The following is a 20,530-nucleotide window of genomic DNA, read 5'->3' as shown; positions in this document are numbered from 1 at the left end:
GAGACCATGTATCGCAAACGTGCTCGTGGATCGGCTGTGTGTTGTTGGTCAGCCGTGGGTGGCGGGGCAGTCGTTCGCGGCGGGGAGCCCGGCAAATCGGTCACCCATCCACCCGATCAGCCCTGGCATCGGGTCACCGCCGTCGAGAGGACCGGAGGAGACGACGTCGCCCATCGTGCACGCCTTGGCGAGCGCGGCGTCCGTCTGCGCCGTCGGGATCAGTCCGTCGGGTCCCTCCGGCACGACCACCATGGGTGCGCTGGTCGGCCCCTGGGGAAGCGATGTCTTCTGCAGAAATCCCCGGAGGACGCGGGTCGCATCGTCGCCGTCGGGGCGGAGGTCGTCGGGACCGATTCGTTCGGCGATCTGCGCCCGATCGCGATACGCCGGACCCCAGCACGCCGACAAGGCGTCCCAGTTGCTCTCGACCACGCCGTGCCGATAGGGGCCGAGGTCGAAGTCGTCGTACTCCTTGGCAAGTGAGGCGAGGAACTGTTGCAGCGTCAGCTGCTGATCCCTGGTGAGGGTGCCGCTGGCCGCGGAGTCGGCCAGGCCTTCGAGGGCAGCGGTCGGGTGCACGGCCGCGACGCCGACGAGGGTCAGCTTGCCCCGGTAGTCGGCTGCGAGTTCGTTGGCTGCCCACACGGCCTGACCGCCCTGTCCGACGCCGTAGGCGGCGAAGGCGTCCGAGGCGGCGGGCACCAGCGTCCGGGCGGCCCGCACCGAGTCGATGACGTCGTATCCCTCGGTCGTCGAGTCGAGGAACGGGTGGTATCCGTTGAAGGGCCCAATCGTGGGATCCGTCGTCGAGTGGTCGTCGTCGCGCAGGCCCAGGCCCTGGTAGTCGGTGGCAGTCACGACGTACCCGGCGTCGAGGAGCGACGCGATGTCGGTGGCCGACCCCAGCAGCGTCGGCGACGCCGACGGCGCGCACCGAGCCTGGATCCCCGTCGCCGGGTGGGCGTAGGCGATGATCTGCCATCCGCCGGGTGGCGGAGCTCCCTTGGGGACGAAGACGGTGCCCGTCACCAGGCTGTGGCTGTCGTTCACCCCGGAGGTGGACTCGTAGACGATGCGCGCCGCGAGCGACGTCTTGTCCCGCAGCTCGGGGTCGAGGTCGACGAGTCCCTCCGCTGACACCAGCGCTCCAGGCCCGGTGCCACTGAAGTCGGCCCTGATGGCCGGGCCCCTCGGAGGTCCGGAGTGATCAGCGGCGGGACCGGTGGACGTGGTACCGCAAGCCGCGAGAAGCGTGGTGGCACAAGCCAATAACGCTACCGAGACACGCCTCATCGGGTGTCGGCCTCGGCGAGCATCTCGTCGCAGCGGCTCAGCAATGCCGCCCGCAGCGGCGCCGAGCGGTCGGCGATGTCACGTTGGCAGCGCACGTACTCGGTGCGGCCTGCCGCGTTCTCGACGGCGATCGGCTCGATTCCGAAGCCCGCCAAATCGTAGGGACTGGCCCGCATGTCGAGCTCCCTGGCCCGTGCCGCGAGCTCCAGGCTGTCCATCAGCAACTCCGAGGGCACCAGTGCCCCGAGTTTGTAACACCACTTGTACAAGTCCATGTTGGCGTGCACGCACCCCGGTTGTTCGGTGGCGACCTGGGTTTCGCGGCTCAGCGCCTCGGCGTTGCGGGGTGCGGCGGGCTCGGTGAAGAAGCGATAGGCGTCGAAGTGACTGCAGCGCAACGGAATCGACTCAACGACCTCGTCGGTGCCCGCGGCTCCCAGTCGCAGCGGGACCTGGTCGTGCCGCACGTCGGTGGTCCGGTACACCATGGCCCACTCGTGCAGCCCGAAGCAGTTGAGCCGGGGCGGACGATCGGCGGTGGCGCGGAGCAACTTTGCAATGAAGGCGACGGTGTCGGCGCGCGTGCGCAGGTGCTCTTGGCTCACCGTGACGCCGGCGCCGGATTTCTCGTAGCCCGCGCGGTCGAGGAACCGGTGAGCCTCGCCGCCGTCGAGTGCGACGCCGAAGCCGGGGTGCCAGCGACGCAACTGCCGGGGTCGCAGGCTGTAGTAGCTGAACAGGAAGTCCCAGACCGGGTGCGCCTCGCCGCGCTGAGCCCGCGCCCGATGCGGCCCGAGGAAGGATTCGGCCCGTTCGACGTGCCCGCGCTCGCGCCCGGTCCACTCGGCTTCGTCGAGCAACCGGCGCTCGAGGAGCACCTCAGACACGGTGCGTCCCGTCGCGCACCGTCCCCACCAGGTCCTCGACCAGGTCCTCCAGCGCCACGACGGCCGTCACCCGGTCGTCGGTGGTGACCAGAGCCAGATGGCTGTTGTCGCGGCGGAGCCGAGTCAACGCGTCAGGAACCGGCAACGAGGCGGCCAGCCGTGGCAGCGCGCGGACCGTGGCCAGGTCGACGACCGCGTCGGGGTCACTCATCAATCCGAGCACGTCCTTGATGTGCAGGTAGCCGAGGAACGCGCCGGTGCTGTCGGTGACGGGGAAGCGGGAGTAGCCGGTGTCGACGAGCGCCCGTTCGATCGCGGCGACGGTGGGTCCGAGTCCCGGACCTGCGACCGGGACGGCCCTGATGTCGGCAAGCGGAATCGCGACGTCGGCCACGACGTGGGTGCGGATCTGGAGCGCGCGGGTCAACCTGCCGTGCTCCTCGGGGTCGAGCAGGCCCTCCGAGAGCGACTCGGCGATCATCTCCGAGAGCTCCACCGTGGACACCGTGACGTCGAGCTCGTCCTTCGGTTCGACGCCGAAGGAGCGCAGGGTCGTGTTGGCGCACCAGTTGTAGAACGCGATGAACGGCTTGGCCAACCGCATGTAGACCAGGTACGGCGGGATCAGCAGCATCGCCGCCGATTCCGGCCCGGCGATGGCGATGTTCTTCGGCACCATCTCGCCGAGCAGCACGTGCAGGGTGACGACGATGCCGAGCGCGATGACGAACGACACCGTGTGCAGGATCGTGTCGGGTATGCCGACGACGGCGAACGGCACTTCGAGGAGGTGGGCCACCGCCGGTTCGCCGACCCGGCCCAGCAGGATCGAGCAGATCGTGATGCCCAGTTGGGCGCCGGCCAACATCAACGACAGCCGCTCACCGGCCCTGATGACGGTGACGGCGCTCTTCTTGCCCTGTTCGGCAAGGGCTTCGAGGCGGTCGCGGCGCGCGGAGATCAGGGCGAACTCGGCGCCGACGAAGAACGCGTTGGCGCCAAGCAGGACGACGGTCAGGAGCACGCCGAAGACGTCGGATCCCATCAGCGCACCTCCTCCTCGGACTCGCCGCGGCGGCCCAGTTCGGTGAGCTCCAGCAGGTCGATGCGGCGGCCGTCCATCTGGATCACGGTCGCCTGCCAATGCACGGGGTCGTCCAGCGGACCGTCGGGGTCGAACTCGGTGAGTTCGACGGTCTCGCCGGGCTCGGGAATGTGGCCGAGCTCTTGGAGGATGAGTCCGCCGATCGTTTCGTAGTCACCCTCCGGCGGCCGGAAGGACGTCTCGCTCTCGACCTCGTCGATGCGCAACAGGCCCGAGATGCGCCAGCCGTTGCGGACCTCGACGACGTCGAGGGTGGCGTCGTCGTGCTCGTCGCGGACGTCGCCCACGATTTCCTCGATGAGATCCTCGACGGTGACCATGCCTGCCGTGCCGCCGTATTCGTCGACCACCAGGGCGGTCTGCAAACCGTTGGCGCGGATCTGGGTCATCACGGCGTCACCGTCGAGGCTCGACGGCACGGTGGACACCGGTCGCGCGAGCGTCACGAGCTGCGTGGTGCCACGGTCGGCGACCGGCACGGTAAATGCTTGCTTGACGTGCACGATGCCGACCGTCTCGTCGAGATCGCCAGCGGTGATGGGGAAGCGCGAGAAGCCGGTCTCGATGGCCTTGTGCACCAGGTCCGCGACGGTGTCGTCGACGTGCAGCGATTCGATCTTGGACCGCGGCGTCATGAGTTCCTCCGCCGACCGTTCGCCGAACTTCAGTGAGCGGTCCACCAGGTCGGCGGTGCTGGCGTCCAGGGACCCGCTGCGCTTCGAGGTGCGCACCAGCGAAACGAGTTCCTGCGGTGAGCGGGCGGACCGCAGTTCCTCGGCGGGTTCGATGCCGAGCCTGCGCAGGATCCAGTTGGCCGTGCCGTTGGTGACCTTGATGGCAGGTGTCAGAAATCGGGAGAACCACCACTGCGGCGGGGCGGCCCACCGCGCGGTGGGCAACGGCTTGGCGACGGCGAGGTTCTTGGGCACCAGCTCGCCGAAGATCATCGAGACCGACGTGGCGATCAGCAGGGCCAGGCCGAGGGAGATGCCGTCGAGCATGCTTGCGGGAACGCCGATCAGGGTGAGCGGCGCGTGGAGCAGCGTGGCGACGACCGGTTCGGCCAGGTAGCCGGTGGCCAGTGTCGTGATCGAGATGCCGAGCTGGGCGCCGGACAACTGGAATGACAGTGAGCGGTGGGCCTTTTGGACGTAGGCGTCCCGCCAGCCGCCGGACTTGGCGTTGGCTTCGACGGTGCTGCGTTCCAGCGCGGTCAGCGAGAACTCGGCGGCCACGAACAGAGCCGTCCCCGCCGTCAGCAGTAGGAAGGCGAGCAGACTGAGGGCAAGACTCATCGGAGCCACGCACCACGGGCGCCGGGCACGAGGCCCGGCTTCCTACTGGAGGGTTCGGCGTCGGATGGCTCCGAGGAGGCCCGTTCAGGTTCCGGGGCCTCGGCGGGTGCCTGCGGCACGTGTTCCCCTTCGATCGGCGTTGAGATGGACCAATCGTACCGGGACCGTCGCCACTGAGAACACCGCGGAGGTCACCAGCCCGACGGCAGCGGATGCCCTTCGGCGAAGCCTGCGGCAGATTGCACGCCGAGCACGACCTTGTCGTGGAGTTCCTCCAGCGTCGTCGCGCCGACGTAGGTGCAGGTGCTCCGCACGCCGGAGGTGATGTGGTCGAGGAGATCCTCGACGCCGCCGCGGGCCGGGTCCAGGCTCATCCGCGAGGTGGAGATTCCTTCTTCGAACAACGCCTTGCGGGCCCGGTCGAACTGGCTGTCGCCCGAGGTGCGGGCCGCGACGGCGCGCTTGGACGCCATGCCGTAGCTCTCCTTGTACAGCCGGTCGTCGCGGTCGTGCAACAGGTCGCCCGGCGATTCGTAGGTGCCCGCGAACCAAGAACCGATCATGACGTTGGCGGCGCCGGCGGCCAGGGCCAGTGCGACGTCGCGAGGATGGCGCACGCCGCCGTCGGCCCAGACGTGCCCGCCCAATTGCCGTGCGGCAGCCGAACATTCGACGACCGCCGAGAACTGGGGGCGTCCGACGCCGGTCATCATCCGCGTGGTGCACATCGCCCCGGGGCCAACGCCCACCTTGACGATCGACGCGCCGGCACTGATCAGGTCGCGAGTGCCCTCGGCCGACACCACGTTGCCCGCGGCCAGTGGAAGCCCGAGGTCCAGTGACGACACCGCCTTGATGGCGTCGAGCATCTTGAGCTGGTGACCGTGGGCGGTGTCGACCACCAGCAGGTCGACGCCCGCTTCGGCCAACGCCTGCGCCTTGGCGGCAACGTCGCCGTTGATGCCGACCGCGGCGGCGATCCGCAGCCGACCGGAGTCGTCGACGGCGGGGGAGTAGATGCCCGCCCTGATCGCGCCGGTGCGCGTCAGCACCCCAGCCAGGCGGCCGTCGGGACCGGTCATCACGGCCACGCCGACCGGGTTGTGCTCGAGCTTGTCGAACACGGTTCGCGGATCGGTGCCAACCTGCGCGGTGACGAAGTCGACCGTCGCGACGTCGCGAACCCGCGCGAAGCGGTCCACGCCGCGGCACGACGCCTCGGTGACCAGTCCGACCGGCTTGCCATCGTCGTCGACGACGACGGCGGCCCCGTGGGCGCGCTTGTGGATCAGCGCGGTGGCATCGGACACCGAATCGTCCGGCGACAGGGTGACTGGCGTGTCGACGACGAGGTCGCGGCTCTTGACGAACTCGACCATCTCGCGAACCGCCGAGGTCGGAAGGTCTTGGGGCAGAACGACGATGCCGCCGCGCCGGGCAACCGTCTCGGCCATCCGACGGCCCGCCACGGCGGTCATGTTCGCCACGACCACCGGGATCGTGGTGCCCGATCCGTCGGCGGTGGACAGGTCGACGTCGAACCGGGACGCCACGTCCGAGCGTCCCGGAACGACGAAGACGTCGTTGTAGGTCAGGTCATAGGGCGGGTGGTGCCCCTCGAGAAACTTCATGACACCTTCCATCCGCGCCGAGTGTGGACTTCATCCACGCCGTTGGGCTCTGGTGCGTGGCAAAAGTCCACGTTCGGCGGGTTGTTCACGCAGGCGACTCGCTGCGATCACCGCTCCACTGGGTGTGGAACTTCTTGCTCGGATCCTCGTCGATGCGCCCGTAGGTGTGCGCACCGAAGAAGTCGCGCAGCCCCTGGGTCAGCGCCGCGGGAAGCCGCTCGGTGCGCAGCGCGTCGTAGTACGACAGCGCGGAGGCGAATCCGGGGATCGGAATGCCAAGCTCGGTGGCCTTCACGACGACCCGACGCCAGCTGTCGATGCCCGCCTCGACCGCGTCGCGGAAGTACGGCGCGGCGATCAGGGTGGCCAGCTCGCCGTTCTCGTCGTACGCCTCCTTGATGCGGTTGAGGAACTTCGCGCGGATGATGCAGCCGCCACGCCAGATGGTGGCCATGTCGCCGAGCGTGATGTCCCAGCCGTATTCGGCGCTGCCCGCCTGAATCTGGTTGAAGCCCTGGGCGTACGCGATGATCTTCGACGCGTACAGCGCCTTGCTGACGTCGTCGACGAACTGCGCCGCGTCGTCGGGCTTGGCGCCCAATTCCCCGGCGGCCAGTCCGGTGGTGGCCTTGCGTTGGGCGACGGAGCCGGACAGGGCGCGGGCGAACACGGCCTCGGCGATGCCGGTCACCGGCACCCCGAGGTCGAGGGCCGACTTGACGGTCCAGCGACCGGTGCCCTTCTGCTCGGCCTCGTCGAGGATGACGTCGACCAGTGGCTTGCCGGTCCTCGCGTCGACCTGCTTGAGCACCTCGGCGGTGATCTCGATCAGGTAGCTGTCCAGGTCGCCCTTGTTCCATTCGGCGAAGATGTCGGCGATCTCCGGGGCGGTCTTTCCGAGCCCGTCGCGCAGCAGCTGGTAGGCCTCGCCGATGAGTTGCATGTCGGAGTACTCGATGCCGTTGTGCACCATCTTGACGAAGTGTCCCGCTCCGTCGGGTCCGATGTGCGTGCAGCACGGGACGCCGTCGACGTGGGCGGAGATTTCCTCGAGCAGCGGGCCGAGCGACGTGTAGGACTCGACGGGGCCGCCTGGCATGATCGACGGCCCGTTGAGCGCGCCCTCCTCGCCGCCGGAGATGCCGGCGCCGACGTAGTGCAGACCGCGCTCGCGGATGGCCTTCTCGCGGCGGATGGTGTCGGTGAAGAGGGAGTTGCCGCCGTCGATGATGATGTCGCCTTCCTCCATCGCGTCGGCGAGCTCGTTGATGACCGCATCGGTGGGATCGCCGGCCTTGACCATGATCAGGACCCGGCGCGGCTTCTCAAGCGTCGCAAGGAATTCCGGGATGGTGTCGCCGCGCACGAAGTTGCCCTCGGAACCGTGTGCCTCGAGCAGCGCGTCGATCTTGGCGGTCGTGCGGTTGTGCAGCGCGACGGTGTAGCCGTGGTGGGCGAAGTTGCGCGCGATGTTGGATCCCATCACCGCGAGGCCGGTGACGCCGATCTGAGCTGTTCCGGTGGTTGCAGGTGATTCCGACGAGCTCACGGGCGGCCTTTCATTGGGGGGATCGAACACGACTTCCGACAGCTGAATCTAGCCGGTGATCAAGCGTTGTAGCTCGGTGAGCCAGGGGACTGCGAGCGCGACGGTGGGCACGACGAGCAGTGCGGCGGCGGTGACGTACGCCGCGACCGCAAGGGGGACGCTGTTGGGCTTGCCGCAGAGGCGGCGTACCCGCGTCACGGTGTGCGGACCGCCCGCGGCGAGCGCGCCGGACGGTGCGTGGCTGGACGCACACGCCACCAGTGCCCTGGCCAGCGGCGTCGGGCCTGCCGTCCGCACCGCGGCGTCGTCGGCGAGAAGTTCGATGAGCAAGCGCACCGCGTCGAGCGCGTTGGCGCTGCGGACGAATCGGGGGAAGGCGGCGTGGACGGCGGTGAACATCTCGAGCACCAGATCGTGTCGGGCCCGCAGGTGCGCGCGCTCGTGGCTGAGGATGGCAGCCATCTCCGACTCCGAGAGCGCGCTCAGCGTGCCCTCGCTGACCACGACGCGGCTGCGGACACCGGGCAGGCAGTAGGCCAGCGGCTGGGCGACGTCGAGGATGCGAAGTGCGTGGGATCGTCCGTGGCACCTGCCGACGAGGTCGACGACCATCCGGTGATGCGCTCGCCGCCGTCGGGTGGCGATCGCCACCTGGACCACGGCCACGATGAGGCGGGCGCCGATCAGCAGGGTGAGGGTGAACACCACGACGTAGAGCAGCCACAGTGGCCAGCCAAGGACCTTGATCTCACTGGTGATCGTGGCGGTGGGTCTGCCGTCGGGACCTGGCACGAAGAGCCTGCTGGCGATCGCGATGCCGGCACTGAACGCCGACAGCACGGCGGCCAGCGCGATCGACTGCCACAGCACCACCGCGGCGCGGGGTGCCCGCAGCGGCCAGGACGAGCGCGCCAACAACGCAGGCACTGGTCCAATGAGGAGCAGCGCGACTACGGCGAAGGCCAGCGCGGACACACTGCCAGTGTCCCTCAGGCGGTACCCGGATTGCCAGCGGCTGCGCCAGAACGGTCCTTGGCCTCCAGTTCGGCAAGCGCGCGTCGCAGCGCGGCGGCCTCGTCGGCCCCCACCCGTTCGACGAAGTGGACGAGCGCGGCCTCTCGGCTGCCGGAATCCGAGGCCTGGTCTAGGGCGTCGACCATGAGTCCTGCGACCAGTTCGTCGCGGCCGTTGGTCGGTGCGTAGCGGTGTGCTCTGTCGTCGCGATGTTGGACGACGAGGTTCTTCTTGGCGAGGCGCTGGAGGACGGTCATGATCGTCGTGTAGGCCAGGTCTCGCCGCGCCGCCAGTGATTCGTGCACCTGGCGGACGGTTTGGGGCTCGCGCGAGGACCAGAGGTGGTCCATCACTTCGCGTTCGAGTTCCCCGAGTCGCGCTTGTTTGGCCATGTTTCGTTCACTCTCCTGAGCAATGGAATCAGGGTACTACGCGCTTACTACCGTGCGTCGTATGAGTCGCGGGACCCCGGTCGCTTCGCCAACCTGTGAGTCGGGTCACTAGGGGTTTCCCGGTTCGTCACTCTCACTATAGTAAGGCTAACCTAACTGTAGGAGGTGCCCATGACCGTCGTGGTAGACGACCCACTCATTGCACGGATGGCGATCGACCGGCCGCTGCCGCTTCACGAGTCCAGCCAGCGCTTGCGTGCGCTCTACCCGGAATGCCCGCGGGTGTACGGAGTCGCCGTCATGCGCGACCTGTCCCGGCGGCGGTGGTGGCCGCTGACCGATGCGCTGGCCACCGACCGGCTTCGAGAGATGTTCGACGCGGCGGCCGCCGAGACGGACAACATCGTCGCCGTCGCCCATCAACTCGCCGCGACGCTGGCGCACGTCGTGATCGGGCGCGTGGTGCCCCTGCTGGCTCTCGAGGGCAGGGCGTGGGACACCGGCCTGGAGAACCTCTGGGTGCACGTCGACTCGGAGGGCGCCATCGACTGGGTAGGGGTCGTCGACCCCACGCTGCGGGCACTGCCCGACGACGCGCACTTCCGGGAGGGCGCCGGTGCTGCCGTCGACCGGATCGTCGCGCTCCCGAACGAGGCGGCGTTGACGACGTGGGTGGCGCACCGCAGCCATCGCACGCTCGAGCCGTTGTTCGCCAGGCTGGTGGAGGTCAGCGACGGTGCGATGTCCACGGCCGCGATGTGGCACGTCGTCGGCACCGCCGTCGTCAGCGCGGCCACCCAGGTCCCGCTGCTCGCCGGCTCCAGCGAGTTGACGAGCATGCGGCGCGGTCAGGCCGTCCTCGACGCGCTAGTGGGTTTCGGAGCGCCCGTTCGGGGCGTACGACGGGCCTGCGTGGGCAAGGCCTTGCTAAATTAGGGCAGCCTTGCCTATGCTGTCTTCAAGCACGAACACAACTTCACCTGACCACCGGACCGCCGCGGAATCCTGAGGGCTGCAGAGATCCCCGGTCCATTCGAGGGTGGGCCCCGCGCACGCTTTGTGCGCGGGGCCCACCCGTTTTTCCGGGGTACGTGTCCTAGCCGCACCCGGAGCGTGTAGACAATTCTCTTGTGACGACTTGGATGCCCAACGGTGTGGGCGGCGGATTCGACGACGAGATCGGCCTCACCTACTTGGACGTGACGCCCGACGGCGCGAAGGCCCAGCTGACCGTCGACGCGCGGCACCTGCAGCCGCACGGCATCGTGCACGGCGGGGTGTACTGCGCCATCGTCGAAAGCGTCGCCAGCGTCTCGGCGGCAACCTGGTTGCAGGCCAAGGGCGCCGGAAGCAACGTGGTCGGGGTGAACAACAACACCGACTTCCTGCGCGCCATCACCGCGGGCATGGTCACCGCGGTGTCCACCCCCATCCATCGGGGCCGACGTCAGCAGATCTGGCTCATCGAGATCACCGACACCAACGACAAGCTGGTCGCCCGCGGCCAGGTGCGTCTGCAGAACCTGCCCAACGAGGCCTAGAACCGCGGCACGCGCAGACGCCGTCCGCGCGTGCGCTGCTGAGTGCCGCTTCCCGTGGCAGGATCGCGACCTATGCGCCTGTCACCGCACGAGCAGGATCGACTGCTCATTTCCTACGCGGCCGAACTGGCCCGCCGCCGTCAGGCGCGCGGTCTGCGGCTGAATCATCCCGAAGCGGTCGCGCTCATCACCGACCACATCCTCGAGGGCGCCCGCGACGGCCGAACCGTCGCCGAGCTGATGAACAGCGGTCGTGAGGTGCTCAGCCGTGACGACGTCATGGATGGCGTGCCCGAGATGCTGTACGACGTCCAGGCCGAGGCCACCTTTCCGGACGGTACCAAGCTCGTCACCGTCCACCACCCGATCTCCTGAGGCGGGGGATGAGCGCTTGCGTGAAGAGCAGAGGGCACCAGTGATTCCAGGCGAAATTCTGTACGGCGACGGTGACATCACGATCAACGACGGTGCCGAGAGGCTCGAACTCACCGTCGTCAACACCGGCGACCGGCCCGTGCAGGTCGGCAGCCACGTGCACCTACCGCAGTCGAACGCTGCGCTCGACTTCGACCGCGTCGCCGCCCACGGCCACCGTCTCGACATCCCCGCCGGTACGGCGGTGCGCTTCGAACCCGGTATTTCCCAACATGTTTCGCTCGTGCCGTTGGCCGGCACCCGCGAGGTGTACGGATTGTCCCTGAACCCACCCGGAAAGCTGGATACGTGAGCGACCTTTCGCGCAGTCGTTACGCCGCGCTCTTCGGCCCCACCACGGGCGACCGGATCCGATTGGCCGACACCGATCTGTTCGTCGAGATCACCGAGGACCGCAGTGGCGGTCCCGGTCGCGCGGGCGACGAAGCCGTCTTCGGTGGCGGCAAGGTGCTTCGGGAGTCCATGGGTCAGTCGAGGGCGACCAGGGCCGACGGCGCACCCGACACCGTCATCACCGGGGCGGTGATCGTCGACTACTGGGGAATCATCAAGGCCGACATCGGCATTCGTGACGGTCGCATCACCGCCATCGGCAAGGCCGGCAACCCCGACATCATGTCCGGGGTCCACCCCGACCTGGTGGTGGGACCGTCTACCGAGATCATCGCGGGCAACGGTCGCATCGTCACCGCGGGCGCGATCGACTGTCACGTCCACCTGATCTGCCCGCAGATCATGGAGGAGGCCCTCGGCGGCGGGATCACCACGATCGTGGCGGGCGGCACCGGGCCCGCGGAGGGCAGCAAGGCCACCACCGTGACACCGGGGTCCTGGCACCTGGCCCGTATGCTCGAGGCGCTCGACCACTGGCCGCTGAACGTGCTGCTCCTCGGCAAGGGCAACACAGTCAACCCCGACGCCATGTGGGAGCAATTACGCGGCGGCGCAGCCGGATTCAAGCTTCACGAGGACTGGGGCACCACGCCCGCCGCCATCGACGCCTGCTTGACCGTCGCCGACGCCGCCGGCGTCCAGGTCAACCTGCACTCCGACACCCTCAACGAGGCAGGCTTCGTCGAGGACACCCTGGCGGCGATCAACGGCCGCGCCATCCACGCCTATCACACCGAGGGTGCCGGCGGCGGGCACGCGCCCGACATCATCACGGTGGTCTCGCAGCCCAACGTGCTGCCCAGTTCGACCAACCCGACGCGGCCGCACACCGTCAACACCCTCGACGAGCACCTCGACATGCTTATGGTCTGTCACCACCTGAACCCAAGCGTGCCAGAGGATCTCGCGTTCGCCGAGAGCCGGATCCGGCCGTCGACGATCGCCGCGGAGGACCTGCTGCACGACATCGGGGCGATCTCGATGATCGGCAGCGACGCCCAGGCGATGGGCCGCATCGGCGAGGTGGTGCTGCGCACCTGGCAGACGGCGCACGTGATGAAGAAGCGCCGCGGCGCCCTCGAGGGTGACGGAGCTGCTGACAACAACAGGGTCCGCCGCTACGTCGCGAAGTACACCATCTGCCCGGCGATCGCCCACGGCGTCGACCACGAGATCGGCTCGGTCGAAGTGGGAAAGCTCGCCGACCTGGTGCTGTGGGAACCGGCCTTCTTTGGGGTCCGCCCGCATGCCGTCATCAAGGGCGGCATGATCGCGTGGGCGGCGATGGGGGACGCCAACGCGTCGATCCCGACCCCGCAGCCCGTGTTGCCGCGACCGATGTTCGGTGCCGCGCCCGCCGCGGCGGCCGCGACGTCGGTGCACTTCGTGTCGCCCCAGGCCGTCGACGACGGCCTCGCCGATCGGCTCGCCGTCAACCGCCGGCTCGTCCCCGTGCGTGACGTGCGCAAGGTCGGAAAGGCCGACATGCCGCTCAACGACGCACTGCCGCGCATCGAGGTCGACCCCGACACCTTCACCGTGACCGTCGACGGCGACGTCTGGGCCGAGCAGCCTGCCGTGGAACTGCCGATGGCGCAGAGATACTTCCTGTTCTGAGATGTCGAATCTGTCGACCCTGCTGGTCCTCGCCGACTCGCGGCTGCCCACCGGGGGGCACGTTCACTCCGGTGGCGTCGAGGAGGCGATCACCAGCGGACTGGTCGTCGACGTGGTCACCCTGCGCGCCTTCCTCCGTCGTCGCATCCGCACCAGCGGGCTGGTCACCGCGTCGATCGCGGCCGCCGTGCACGAGGGTGCACTGGGTTTCACCGCCGCCGACCTCGAAACCGATGCGCGCACACCGTCTCCCGCCGCCCGCAGCGCGTCCCGGGCACAGGGCAGGGGACTGGTCCGGCTGGCCCGCCGGGTGTGGCCGGAGCGGGATTGGGCCGCCGTCGGCGCCAAGCCGCACCTCGCCGTCGCGGCAGGTGCCGTCGGCGCGGCCAGCGGACTGCTGCCCGAACAGACCGCCGTCTCGGTGGTCTACACGACGATGACGGGGTCGGCGACGGCCGCCCAGCGACTGCTGGCACTGGACCCCGGGGACGTCGCCGCCCTCACGTTCGAACTGTCGTCGCTGTGCGACCAGACCGCGGCCGACGCCGCGAAGGAACTCGCCGACCTCTCCGACCCGCTGCTCGACGTGCTCGCCCAGCGTCACGCCGAACGCGACCGACCGCTGTTCGTCTCTTGAAAGGTTCTCCATGCCACCACATCTGCTCGACGGTGAACCCCACGCTCACGTGGAGCGGCCCCGCCGTGTCCGCCACGCGGGGGAACCGCTGCGCATCGGGATCGGGGGACCGGTGGGCTCCGGCAAGACCGCTCTGGTGGCCGCGCTGTGTCGGCAACTGCGCAACGAGCTGTCCCTCGCGGTGTTGACCAACGACATCTACACCACCGAGGACGCCGACTTCCTGCGCCGCAACGCCGTGCTTCCCGACGAGCGGATCGCCGCCGTGCAGACCGGCGGCTGCCCGCACACCGCGATCCGCGACGACATCACCGCCAACCTCGACGCGATCGACGACCTGATCGCAGGCAACCCGAAGCTCGACCTGATCCTCGTCGAGTCTGGCGGCGACAATCTGACCGCGACCTTCTCCTCCGGGTTGGTCGACGTGCAGATCTTCGTCGTCGACGTGGCGGGCGGTGACAAGGTGCCCCGCAAGGGCGGCCCCGGCGTCACGTTCTCGGATCTGTTGGTGATCAACAAGACCGACCTGGCTCCCATGGTCGGCGCCGACCTCGACGTGATGCGTCGCGACGCCGCGATGGTCCGCGGCGAGCGTCCGTTCGTGTTGATCTCGCTGACCGAGGACCCGGCGGCGACGCTGGTTCTCGACTGGGTGCATCAGCAGTTGCGCGTCCCGGTCTAAGCGAATGATCTCGGAGGTCCTGATCGTCGCGTCGCCCGGCCGCGCGCCGCGCATCGAGTGCCTCGGCGGGGTCGCGGGTCGCCGCACCGAGGCCGACACGGTGCACCTGGTCTCGGCGGCGGCGACGCCGCTGGGCGGGGACACCATGAGGTTCCGGGTGGTCGTCGAAGCCGGAGCGGTCCTGCGGGTGCGCAGTGCCGCGGCGACGATGGCGATGCCGGGCACGGCCACCATGGAATCGCGGGCTCACTGGGAGCTCGAGGTGCAGGGGCACCTGGACCTCGATCCGCAGCCGACCATCGTGGCCGGCGCCGCCAGGCACGTGACGTCGACCCGGTTGACGCTCGGAGACCAGGGCCGGGTGCGCGTGCGTGAGCGGGTGCAGATCGGCAGATCGAATGAGCGCCAAGGCTTCTGGTCGGGTTCCGTGCACGCCGACGCCGACGGTGGGCCGCTGCTACGGCACCGCGTCGAGCTCGGCGCCGGCTCGGTGACCGACGACAAACTCGGCGCTCCGCGGGCCTGCGTCAGCGAATTTCGCTATCCGGAAGCCACGTTCGAGGCCAAGGGGACGACGCTCGAACTCGCCTCAGGCGGCTGCCTGGCGACCTGGCAGGGCGACCGGCTGCTCTAGCTCGCGGCCTTCTCGGTCTCCCGCATCGAGGCCGCCATGTCCTCGAGTTGCTCGAGCCGCGTTCTCGCATAGGCCTGCTGCTCGGTGATGGTCAGCTGACCGCGCTCGCGGCTGAGGAACGTGACGGCCCACGACAGCAGCGTCGCCACCTTCGTCTTGAAGCCCACCAGGTAGATCAGGTGAAGGCCCAGCCACGCCAACCACGCGAAGAAGCCGCCGAACTCGAGCTTGCCGACCTGAGCGACGGCGTTGTACTTCGAGACCGTGGCCATCGAGCCCTTGTCGAAGTAGCTGAACGGTTCGCGGGGCTTGGGAATGGTGCCGTGCTCGCGCGCCTTGGACTCGTTCTGGATGATCTTGGCGACGTACTTCGCGCCCTGGATCGCGCCCTGCGCCATGCCGGGCACGCCTTCGACGAAGGCCATGTCGCCGATGACGAAGACGTTCGGGTGGCCAGGAATCGACAGATCCGGCAGCACCTTGACGCGGCCGGCGCGGTCGATCTCGGTCTCCGACTGCTCGGCGAGGTCGCGGCCAAGCGGGCTGGCCTGCACACCGGCGGACCACACCTTGCAGGCCGCCTCGATGCGCCGAATGGTGCCGTCGGCGTCCTTGACGGTGATGCCGTTGCGGTCGACGTCGGTGACCATGGCGTTCAACTGAACCTCGACGCCCATCTTCTCGAGGCGAGCCTGCGCCTTGAGGCCGAGCTTCTTGCCCATCGGGGGCAGGACCGCCGGCGCGGCGTCCAAGAGGATGACGTGAGCCTCGGTGGGGTCGATGTGCCGGAAGCTGCCCTTGAGGGTCTGGTCGGCCAATTCCTGGATCTGCCCGGCCATCTCGACACCGGTCGGACCCGCGCCGACGACAACGAAGGTCAGCAGCTTCTTGCGGCGCTCGGGGTCGCTGGAGCGTTCGGCCTGCTCGAATGCGCCGAGGATGCGGCCGCGGAGCTCCAGCGCGTCGTCGATGGACTTCATGCCGGGGGCGAACTCGGCGAAGTGGTCGTTGCCGAAATACGACTGGCCCGCGCCCGCTGCGATGACGAGGCTGTCATACGGCGTCACGTAGTCGTGCCCGAGCAGCTCGGAGGTCACCGTCTTGGCCTCGAGGTCGACGCGCGTGACGTCGCCGAGCAGCACCTGGGCGTTCTCCTGCTTGCGCAGGATCAACCGGGTGGGCGGGGCGATCTCGCCCTCGGAGATGATGCCGGTTGCCACCTGGTAGAGCAGCGGCTGGAAGAGGTGATGCGTCGTGCGGGCGATCAGCTTGACGTCGACGTCGGACCTCTTGAGCTTCTGGGCGGTGTTGAGACCGCCGAACCCAGAACCGATGATGACGACCTTATGCCGATCCGTTGCCGTAGCTCCGGGGTGGCTCATTGCTGCTCCTCGCGTGCGAAAACCTGTCCAGTACGACCTCTAGGTTAGTCGGACCCGTTCCCCGGAGTGCGGTGAGATGACCCACCGCACTCCGCGGACACGTGAGGTCTTCGCTCCGTACCCCTGCCGGCTACCCGTTCAGCAGGGGCTTGAGCAGCTCGCCAACCGCGGTCACCTGGCCGGGGTGGTACCCGTCGATGCTGGTGACGGGGCTGAGGATGACACCGTCAACGCCGGCGTCGAGCACCTTCTCCTTCACCTGTTCGGCGACCTGCTCGGGGCTGCCGAAGACCGCCTGCTGCCGGAAGTCCTCCGGGATGAACTCGGCGGTGACGCCCTCGCCGATGATCGCGACGACGAGCATGCTGGTCTCGAGCGTCGCCGGATCCCGGTCGATCTTCTCGCAGTTCTCCTTGACCACCCGAATCTTGCGGGCGAGCTCGTCGAAGCCGGCGATGATGTTGAGGTGGTCGAAGTGCTTGGCTGCCAACGGAATCGTCTTCTTCTCGCCGCTGCCGCCGATCATCAGCGGAATGTGGTCGCGGAAGCGTGGCTCGGCCATCGCCTCCTGGGTCTTGTAGTACTTGCCGGAGAACGTCGGCCGCTCGCCCTCGAGCATGGGCAGGATGATCTGCAGCGCCTCGCCGAGGCGGTTGAACCGGTCGGTGAAGGTGCCGAAGTCGTAGCCCAGCGAGTCGTGCTCCAGCTCGAACCAGCCGGTGCCGATGCCGAGGATCGCCCGGCCCTGGCTGATTACGTCGAGCGTGGTGATCGCCTTCGCGAGCAGCGTCGGGTTGCGGTAGGTGTTGCCCGTGACGAGGGTGCCGAGCTGCACGCTCTCGGTGGCCGCCGCGAGGGCGCCGAGGGCGGTGTAGGCCTCGAGCATCGGCTGGTCGGGAGTGCCAAGTCCAGGCAGTTGATAGAAGTGGTCCATCACGAAGACGGAGTCGAAGCCGACGGCTTCGGCTTCCTGCGCCTGGGCGATCACCGTGGGAAAGAGCTGCTCGATACCGGTGCCGTAGGAAAAGTTGGGGATCTGAAGTCCGAGTCGAATGGTCACCTGTGTGACCCTAACCACGCCAACCGGAACGGGAACCCCGTTTCGCTGTGGGCTGACGCCGGAATAACGCCGAGGTCAGGCGAAGCTGGCGAGCGCCCCGTGGCTAACGTGCAACGTCTGCCCGGTGATGTGTCGTGCCGCCGGCGTGGTCAGGAACAACGCCAACCGGGTGATCTCCGCGGCGACCGAGGGGGAGGCGCCTGCGATGCCGTCGTACCCGGGTTCGGCGCCCCGTCCCGACGCGATCGCGTTGAGCGTGATGCCCCGGATCCCGAAGTGGGTTGCTTGTCCCGCAGTCCAATTCGACAACGCGGCCTTGATGGCGGCTTCGGGGCTACCCTCGGTGGCGTTGTCGCCGACGACGTTGACGATCGAGCCACCGGAGCGCAGATGGTCACCGAGGATCTGAACGGTCAACACGGCCGACAAGACCGTGGTGTCCAGCGCCGTCCGCCAGGCCGCGGCGCGCTCGGTCAGCGAGTAGGTGCGTGGGTCGCCGCCATCCCAGCGGTGCGCGGGCACGTTGACGATCGTGTCCAGGTGATGGGGGAACTGGCTGCGGGCCTCTTCGAGGCTGGCCGGGTCGGTGTTGTCGAAGACGATCGAGTCGACGTCGAGCTCCTTGGCGGCCACCTCGAGCTCGTGGCGCCGGGAGCCCGCAATGACGACCTGGTGTCCCGCGTCGCGGAATCCCGCGGCGATGATGCGCCCCAGTTCGGTGTCACCACCGGTAAGCAGCACGTCCATCATCCCGACCTCCTCGTGTTCGACGCTGAACCCAGCGAGTCGCCAACGATGTTACTGGACAGTAGCTACTGGACGAAACGCGGCGCGCGGGGAGCCGCTGACTGCGACATTCGGGTCCCCTAGGGTTCTAGCGTGACAGGAATCCGGCGTGGGCTATCCGTCCCTTCGGTGCTGCTCCTCGCCGCACCTTGACCAGCTCGGGCGGTCTGCCGCGATGGATCTACGTGCCCGCCGTCCTCGGCGCGGCGTTCGTCGTCCTTCCGTTGGTCGCGATGGCCGCGAGGGTCGACTGGTCGCGGTTCTGGTCGCTGATCACCAGCAGCTCGTCTCTGAGCGCGCTCGAGCTCAGCGTCAAGACCGCCGCCGCCAGCACCACGCTCTGCATCCTGTTCGGCGTGCCGATGGCAATGGTGTTGGCCCGCAGTCAGTCTCGGGTCATTCGGTGGGCCAGGCCGCTGATCCTGCTGCCGCTGGTGCTGCCGCCGGTGGTGGGTGGCATTGCGCTGCTATACGCCTTCGGGCGTCTCGGCCTGCTCGGTCAATACCTCGACGCGGCAGACATCCGGATCGCGTTCACCACCACCGCGGTCGTGCTAGCCCAGACCTTCGTCTCGCTGCCGTTCCTCGTCATCGCGCTCGAGGGTGCCGCGCGGACGGCAGGGTCGGACTTCGAAGTCGTCGCCGCGACGCTGGGGGCCAGGCCGACCGCGGTGTGGTTGCGGGTGACTCTGCCGCTGCTGGCGCCCGGACTGGCCTCGGGTGCGGTCCTGGCGTTCGCCCGTGCGCTCGGCGAGTTCGGCGCGACGCTGACGTTCGCGGGGTCGCGGGAGGGCGTGACCCGCACCCTCCCGCTGGAGATCTACCTTCAGCGGGAGGTGGACGCCGACGCCGCCGTGGCGTTGTCGGTCCTACTGGTCGCGGTCGCCGCCGTCGTGGTGATCGGCCTCGGCAGTCGCAGGATCAAGGTGGGTGGGGCCAGTGGCTGGCAGTAGCCGATGAGCGGGGTCGAACTACGGGCCCGCGTCGAGAGCCGGGACCTTGACGTCGACTTCACGGTGGCGCCGGGCGAGGTGCTGGCGGTCCTCGGACCCAACGGGGCGGGAAAGTCCACCGCGCTGCACGTGATCGCGGGCTTGGTTCGACCGGACGTGGGGTCGGTCCGCGTCGGCGATCGAATCCTGACCGATTCCTCGGCCGGTCTTCACGTCGGGACGTTCGACCGTCGTGTCGGATTGTTGATGCAAGACCCGCTGCTGTTTCCGCACCTCTCGGTGGCTGCCAACGTCGCCTTCGGGGCCCGCAGCGGAAAACGGTTGAGCCGCAAGGTGTCCCGAGAGGTGGCCGCGCACTGGCTCGCCGAGGTGGACGCGGCGGACCTCGCGGACCGCAAGCCGCGCCGGCTGTCCGGCGGGCAGGCCCAACGCGTCGCGCTGGCCCGCGCACTGGCCGCCGACCCGGAGGTCCTGCTTCTCGACGAACCGCTGACCGGCCTCGACGTGGGGGTGGCTGCGGCGGTGCGTGCCGTGTTGCGCCGGGTGCTGGTCCGAGACGGACGTTCGTCGGTACTCGTCACCCACGACCTTCTCGACGTGGTGACGCTCGCCGACCGCGTGGTCGTCCTGGAAGCGGGCCGCGTGGCTGAATCCGGGCCGACGGCCACGGTGCTGACCGCGCCGCGCAGCAGCTTCGGCGCGCAGTTCGCCGGCATCAACCTGGTGAACGGTCGACTGGGCGAGAATTCCACGTTGGTGACCGAGTGGCAGCAGGTGTGGCACGGCACCGTCGACGGCGGCCTGCACGGCGGGGGAGTCGTCGCCACCTTCCACCCCTCTGCGGTGGCCGTCTACCGCGACGAGCCGCACGGCAGCCCACGCAACACCGTCGAGGTGGTGATCGCCGAGCTCGACGGCCGCGGTCCGGCGATCAGGGTCAGGGCCGAGCGCCAGCCAGACGGCTCACCCGGGTTGGCGGCCGACATCACCGCGGAGTCGGCGACCGATCTGCGGTTGGGGCCGGGGCAGCGGGTCTTCTTCGCCGTCAAGTCCCAGGAAGTGTCGATTCATCCCGCCCGGTAACGGCGGCCGCCGCGATCACGATCAACTCAGAGCAGACACCCGCGCACCGCGCGGGCGCTGCGCCGTGCCCGTACGCGCTCAGCAATCTCCAGTATGGGCCCTCGCCATGCGATTTCGTGGCACAGCAATCTCCAAGTTTGGCACTTCATTCGCAACTC

The 20,530-nt window shown here is 68.6% G+C and carries 21 protein-coding genes; 10 read left to right on the top strand and 11 right to left on the bottom strand.

Annotated elements, in window-relative coordinates; genetic code table 11:
- Positions 1–48 precede the first annotated feature (48 nt).
- From B1790_RS05260 to B1790_RS05225, 8 genes are all read right to left on the bottom strand, one after another.
- The gene (locus B1790_RS05260; protein WP_079922143.1) at positions 49–1,140 is read right to left on the bottom strand and encodes a lipase family protein; all 1,092 of its coding nucleotides are present in this window, start codon (positions 1,138–1,140) and stop codon (positions 49–51) included.
- Positions 1,141–1,289: 149 nt separating this feature from the next.
- Positions 1,290–2,180: a 3-methyladenine DNA glycosylase gene (locus B1790_RS05255; protein ID WP_233164942.1), complete on the bottom strand. Its 891-nt coding sequence runs from the start codon at positions 2,178–2,180 to the stop codon at positions 1,290–1,292.
- Positions 2,173–3,225: a hemolysin family protein gene (locus tag B1790_RS05250; RefSeq protein ID WP_079922142.1), complete on the bottom strand. Its 1,053-nt coding sequence runs from the start codon at positions 3,223–3,225 to the stop codon at positions 2,173–2,175. The genes B1790_RS05255 and B1790_RS05250 overlap by 8 nt, the downstream gene beginning before the upstream one ends.
- Entirely contained in the window at positions 3,225–4,580 is a 1,356-nt protein-coding gene (locus B1790_RS05245) for a hemolysin family protein (protein ID WP_079922141.1), read from the bottom strand. The genes B1790_RS05250 and B1790_RS05245 overlap by 1 nt, the downstream gene beginning before the upstream one ends.
- 191 nt (positions 4,581–4,771) lie before the next feature.
- Positions 4,772–6,211, bottom strand: coding sequence for a GuaB1 family IMP dehydrogenase-related protein (locus tag B1790_RS05240; protein WP_079922181.1), 1,440 nt, complete (start codon positions 6,209–6,211; stop codon positions 4,772–4,774).
- Positions 6,212–6,296: 85 nt separating this feature from the next.
- Entirely contained in the window at positions 6,297–7,760 is a 1,464-nt protein-coding gene (gene gndA, locus B1790_RS05235; protein WP_079922140.1) for an NADP-dependent phosphogluconate dehydrogenase, read from the bottom strand.
- A 48-nt stretch (positions 7,761–7,808) separates the two neighbouring features.
- Positions 7,809–8,735 carry a M56 family metallopeptidase gene (locus tag B1790_RS05230; RefSeq protein WP_079922139.1) on the bottom strand — a complete coding sequence of 309 codons (927 nt, stop codon included), beginning with the start codon at positions 8,733–8,735 and terminating at the stop codon, positions 7,809–7,811.
- Positions 8,736–8,749: 14 nt separating this feature from the next.
- Positions 8,750–9,166, bottom strand: a complete 417-nt coding sequence (locus B1790_RS05225) for a BlaI/MecI/CopY family transcriptional regulator (protein ID WP_079922138.1) — start codon at positions 9,164–9,166, stop codon at positions 8,750–8,752.
- Between the two features lie 171 nt (positions 9,167–9,337).
- On the opposite strand from B1790_RS05225, the gene B1790_RS05220 reads away from it, so the two are divergent.
- The 8 genes from B1790_RS05220 to B1790_RS05185 all read left to right on the top strand — a co-directional run bounded on the left by B1790_RS05220 (position 9,338) and on the right by B1790_RS05185 (position 15,108).
- A complete protein-coding gene (locus B1790_RS05220) occupies positions 9,338–10,102 on the top strand; it encodes an iron reductase (protein WP_079922137.1) in 765 nt (254 codons plus the stop codon).
- Between the two features lie 194 nt (positions 10,103–10,296).
- Positions 10,297–10,707: a PaaI family thioesterase gene (locus B1790_RS05215; RefSeq protein ID WP_079922136.1), complete on the top strand. Its 411-nt coding sequence runs from the start codon at positions 10,297–10,299 to the stop codon at positions 10,705–10,707.
- Between the two features lie 72 nt (positions 10,708–10,779).
- Positions 10,780–11,082: an urease subunit gamma gene (locus B1790_RS05210; RefSeq protein WP_079922135.1), complete on the top strand. Its 303-nt coding sequence runs from the start codon at positions 10,780–10,782 to the stop codon at positions 11,080–11,082.
- A 40-nt stretch (positions 11,083–11,122) separates the two neighbouring features.
- The gene (locus B1790_RS05205; protein ID WP_079922134.1) at positions 11,123–11,434 is read left to right on the top strand and encodes an urease subunit beta; all 312 of its coding nucleotides are present in this window, start codon (positions 11,123–11,125) and stop codon (positions 11,432–11,434) included.
- A complete protein-coding gene (locus B1790_RS05200; protein WP_079922133.1) occupies positions 11,431–13,152 on the top strand; it encodes an urease subunit alpha in 1,722 nt (573 codons plus the stop codon). The genes B1790_RS05205 and B1790_RS05200 overlap by 4 nt, the downstream gene beginning before the upstream one ends.
- Position 13,153: 1 nt before the next feature.
- Positions 13,154–13,789 (top strand): urease accessory protein UreF, encoded by a 636-nt coding sequence (locus B1790_RS05195; RefSeq protein WP_079922132.1) that lies wholly within the window; start codon positions 13,154–13,156, stop codon positions 13,787–13,789.
- A 10-nt stretch (positions 13,790–13,799) separates the two neighbouring features.
- Positions 13,800–14,474 carry an urease accessory protein UreG gene (gene ureG / locus B1790_RS05190; protein WP_056546611.1) on the top strand — a complete coding sequence of 225 codons (675 nt, stop codon included), beginning with the start codon at positions 13,800–13,802 and terminating at the stop codon, positions 14,472–14,474.
- Positions 14,475–14,478: 4 nt separating this feature from the next.
- On the top strand, positions 14,479–15,108 hold the full coding sequence (locus B1790_RS05185) for an urease accessory protein UreD (protein WP_079922131.1): 630 nt from the start codon (positions 14,479–14,481) through the stop codon (positions 15,106–15,108).
- Here the strand turns inward: B1790_RS05185 and B1790_RS05180 are convergent.
- The 3 genes from B1790_RS05180 to B1790_RS05170 form a co-directional block, all read right to left on the bottom strand.
- Complete coding sequence (locus tag B1790_RS05180) at positions 15,105–16,490, bottom strand: NAD(P)/FAD-dependent oxidoreductase (protein WP_079922130.1); 1,386 nt, start codon at positions 16,488–16,490, stop codon at positions 15,105–15,107. The genes B1790_RS05185 and B1790_RS05180 overlap by 4 nt on opposite strands.
- Positions 16,491–16,620: 130 nt before the next feature.
- Complete coding sequence (locus tag B1790_RS05175) at positions 16,621–17,550, bottom strand: LLM class F420-dependent oxidoreductase (RefSeq protein WP_079922129.1); 930 nt, start codon at positions 17,548–17,550, stop codon at positions 16,621–16,623.
- A 75-nt stretch (positions 17,551–17,625) separates the two neighbouring features.
- Positions 17,626–18,297, bottom strand: a complete 672-nt coding sequence (locus tag B1790_RS05170) for an SDR family oxidoreductase (protein WP_079922180.1) — start codon at positions 18,295–18,297, stop codon at positions 17,626–17,628.
- A gap of 188 nt (positions 18,298–18,485) precedes the next feature.
- Here B1790_RS05170 and B1790_RS05165 point away from each other — a divergent pair, with 188 nt between their 5' ends.
- Both B1790_RS05165 and B1790_RS05160 read left to right on the top strand, forming a co-directional pair.
- On the top strand, positions 18,486–19,289 hold the full coding sequence (locus B1790_RS05165; protein WP_079922128.1) for an ABC transporter permease: 804 nt from the start codon (positions 18,486–18,488) through the stop codon (positions 19,287–19,289).
- Between the two features lie 3 nt (positions 19,290–19,292).
- Positions 19,293–20,372, top strand: a complete 1,080-nt coding sequence (locus B1790_RS05160) for a sulfate/molybdate ABC transporter ATP-binding protein (RefSeq protein WP_079922127.1) — start codon at positions 19,293–19,295, stop codon at positions 20,370–20,372.
- Positions 20,373–20,530 lie beyond the last annotated feature (158 nt).

It is taken from the genome of Mycobacterium sp. AT1 (genome assembly GCF_002043095.1).
Taxonomy (GTDB): domain Bacteria; phylum Actinomycetota; class Actinomycetes; order Mycobacteriales; family Mycobacteriaceae; genus Mycobacterium.
The sequence above is the reverse complement of the archived record's forward strand: the minus strand, read 5'-3'. Positions and strand labels throughout refer to the sequence as shown.